Here is a 2,494-nt window from a genome sequence, read left to right on the forward strand (position 1 = left end):
TACTTTACGCGCCCGACTATGTCATCAATGGCGGCGGCATCATCAACGTAGCCGCCGAAATCTCGGGCAGCTATTCGCGCGAATGGGTCGAGGCGACGTTGTCACAGCTGATCGTGACGCTGGGCGCAGTGCTGGATGAAGCCCTTCAAACCAATCAGCCGACGAACTATGTGGCGGACCGCATTGCCCGGGCCCGTATCGCTGCAGCGCGCCCGGTTAGGTAGTATTCCCTAATCCGGGCTCTGCTGCAGGATGGTAGAGACTGAGCCGCGGCTCCCAGCGGGCCGAAAGGAGGTCTGCCATGTCGATCGTCGCCGTGCTTCAGGGATCGTCCGAAACCGACACCCTGACCACTCTGTCCGCGCTGGCCATGGCGCGCCATCTCAATCTCCCGCTCACCGGGCTTTGCGCGCTGCCCGATCCGCAGTCGGCGCTGATGGTGGTCTCCACGCCGGAATCCGCAGGCCTGTCTGCCGCCGCCGCGACCAGCCTCGTCGAACTCCAGAAGAAACTGCTGGCCGCCGCTGAAGGCGCATTCCGCGATGTTGTCGGCGCCGGCGCTCATGGGATCGAAGGTACCTTCGTGCATCAGGTCGCCACTGCCGAAGCGGCCGCTGCCAGCGCCGCCACGCTGGCTGAAGCAATCGTTTTCCCGCGCAGCGCCGCAAGGTCTGCAGAACCCCTGTCGGCAGCGTTCGATCATGTGATGATGGATGCGCGGCTGCCGGTTGTCCTCGCGGGGACCAGGCCATTCACGCCGGGGCCGGTGATCATCGGATGGGACGGATCGAACGGTGCGGCCCGGGCTGTCCGCTTCCACCTGCCGCTGATCACGTCCTTCGGCGAAGTGATCATCGCTCAGAACCGCAAGGATGCTGAGCGCGATGGCGCCCGGCCGGGATCGGCGCCGGGATCGCTTTCGGACTGGCTGCGCCGGAAGGGGGCTTCTGCCCGCTCTGAAAGTCTCGAAGGCGAAGTTGCTAGCTCGCTGCTTGCGCTGGCGTCCGGGGTTGGCGCAACGATGATTGTAGCCGGCGTCTATGGCCATTCCCGCATCGGGGAACGTCTGTTTGGCGGCACCAGCCGCCGCCTTCTGCAGGCCGATGAATCGCCTGCGCTCGCCCTTTCCCGATAGATATTCCGGAGCCGGATCATGTCACTGCGCCGTATCACCCTTCAGCTTGCCCGCAATCCGGGCCTGCCCGCCGGAGACCCCGAGCAGGGCTATCTGATCATCGCCCCGATCAACGATGCCGGCCAACTGGACATCGATGCCTGGCGCGCCGAACGGAAGGCCTGCCGCGTATTGCGCTTTCATCCCGACCCGGCAGAGAAAGCGGATGGCTGGCTCACCCATCGCGGCGCGAACTGGTTTTTCCACTATGACGAAGAGGCCGAAGGCGATGACGAAGCCGCATTCCGGTTTGGCGCCCACATCTTCCGGGAGGGTGAATACATCACCATCCGGCACGCCGACGGCAATCCGCAGACCTACAAAGTGACGGATATTTCGCCCGTCTGAAGGTTGCGGGTTTGGTTCGTGTAAGGATCAAATCACGCCGGGAGCCGAAAGCAGATCAGTTCCAGGGATTGAAGCGGCGTGGACTGGCCGGCTCTGGCGCCGGTGCTGACGTGTCGCCGGGCAGGTCCAGCGGATCCGCTTTGGGTGTTGGCGGCGGATAGGTGTCCGATGCGCTGAGCGTGTCCATCTCTTCCGGCGTGATGTCAGGCAGGTCGAGTGTGCCATCGATCACGATACGCTTCGCCGGTTCTGCGGCCGCTTCGGGTGCACGATCCGGTGTGCTGGCGGACGGGTGTGACGGTGTGCCAGCGCGCTGCGCGGCGCCGAGCCCGAAACCGAAGGGTATCGACGACAGGGAGATCGGCTGCGCCAATGTCGGAAACACCGGTGCGCGCTCCGGTTCAGCGGCCAGTTCAGCGGCCAGTTCGGCGGCCAGTTCAGCGGCCAGTTCAGGCTTGGGTTCGGGGGCGGCCGGTTCCGCAATCGGCTCGGGCTCCGGCTCCGGCTCCGGTTCGGGCGTCGCGACAACCGCTTGGGCGGGTTCAGGCTCTGGCTCCGGCGCGGCAGGCGCTTCGGGTGCGGGTAATGGCACCGGCGCTTCAGCGCTCTGCTCGAAAGCGCCGAAAGTACCGAACGAACCGGGTTCGTCCACCTGCGGCGCGGCCTCGGTAGAGAGAGCGGGAAGGTCTGCGGGCGTTTGCAGAACCGGGTCGGACTTGGCGGCCGGCTCAGGCTCGGCAACCGGCGCAACGAACGCGGCTTGAGGCTTCGGTGCCGGCGCAGTTTCCTCCGCGATCGCGGCGGGCGCGGCCTCGGGGGGCGGGCTGTTTATCTGGTCGGCGAGCGTGGCGACCGCCGCCGTGATGGCGGTTTCGCTTTCAATCGTCGTTGTTTCATCGGTCGTCGCATCCGGCGCATCAACCAGCACCAGCGTGGGCGCTGCGGCCTGCGGCGCCCCTGGCGGCTCGCTTT

General features: G+C 65.8%; 2 protein-coding genes and 2 pseudogenes. 3 read left to right on the forward strand and 1 reads right to left on the reverse strand.

Features of this window, described 5'->3' with window-relative positions; all coding sequences use genetic code 11:
- From WEA77_RS11235 to WEA77_RS11245, 3 genes and pseudogenes are all read left to right on the forward strand, one after another.
- Positions 1-224 (forward strand): annotated as a pseudogene (locus tag WEA77_RS11235) (amino acid dehydrogenase); the annotation flags it as partial.
- 77 nt (positions 225-301) lie between these two features.
- Positions 302-1,135, forward strand: a complete 834-nt coding sequence (locus WEA77_RS11240; RefSeq protein WP_368067973.1) for a universal stress protein — start codon at positions 302-304, stop codon at positions 1,133-1,135.
- Between the two features lie 18 nt (positions 1,136-1,153).
- Positions 1,154-1,522 carry a hypothetical protein gene (locus WEA77_RS11245; RefSeq protein ID WP_368067974.1) on the forward strand — a complete coding sequence of 123 codons (369 nt, stop codon included), beginning with the start codon at positions 1,154-1,156 and terminating at the stop codon, positions 1,520-1,522.
- Positions 1,523-1,577: 55 nt separating this feature from the next.
- On the opposite strand, the pseudogene WEA77_RS11250 reads toward WEA77_RS11245, so the two are convergent.
- Positions 1,578-2,494, reverse strand: a pseudogene (locus tag WEA77_RS11250) (hypothetical protein); the annotation flags it as partial.

Origin of the sequence: Hyphomonas sp. (genome assembly GCF_040882205.1) — a bacterium.
Taxonomy (GTDB): domain Bacteria; phylum Pseudomonadota; class Alphaproteobacteria; order Caulobacterales; family Hyphomonadaceae; genus Hyphomonas.

Bases quoted from the DNA above. Each gene is read 5' to 3' on its own strand.
- WEA77_RS11240 (WP_368067973.1), top strand. From the start codon at position 302: ATGTCGATCGTCGCCGTGCTTCAGGGATCGTCCGAAACCGACACCCTG.
- WEA77_RS11245 (WP_368067974.1), top strand. From the start codon at position 1,154: ATGTCACTGCGCCGTATCACCCTTCAGCTTGCCCGCAATCCGGGCCTG.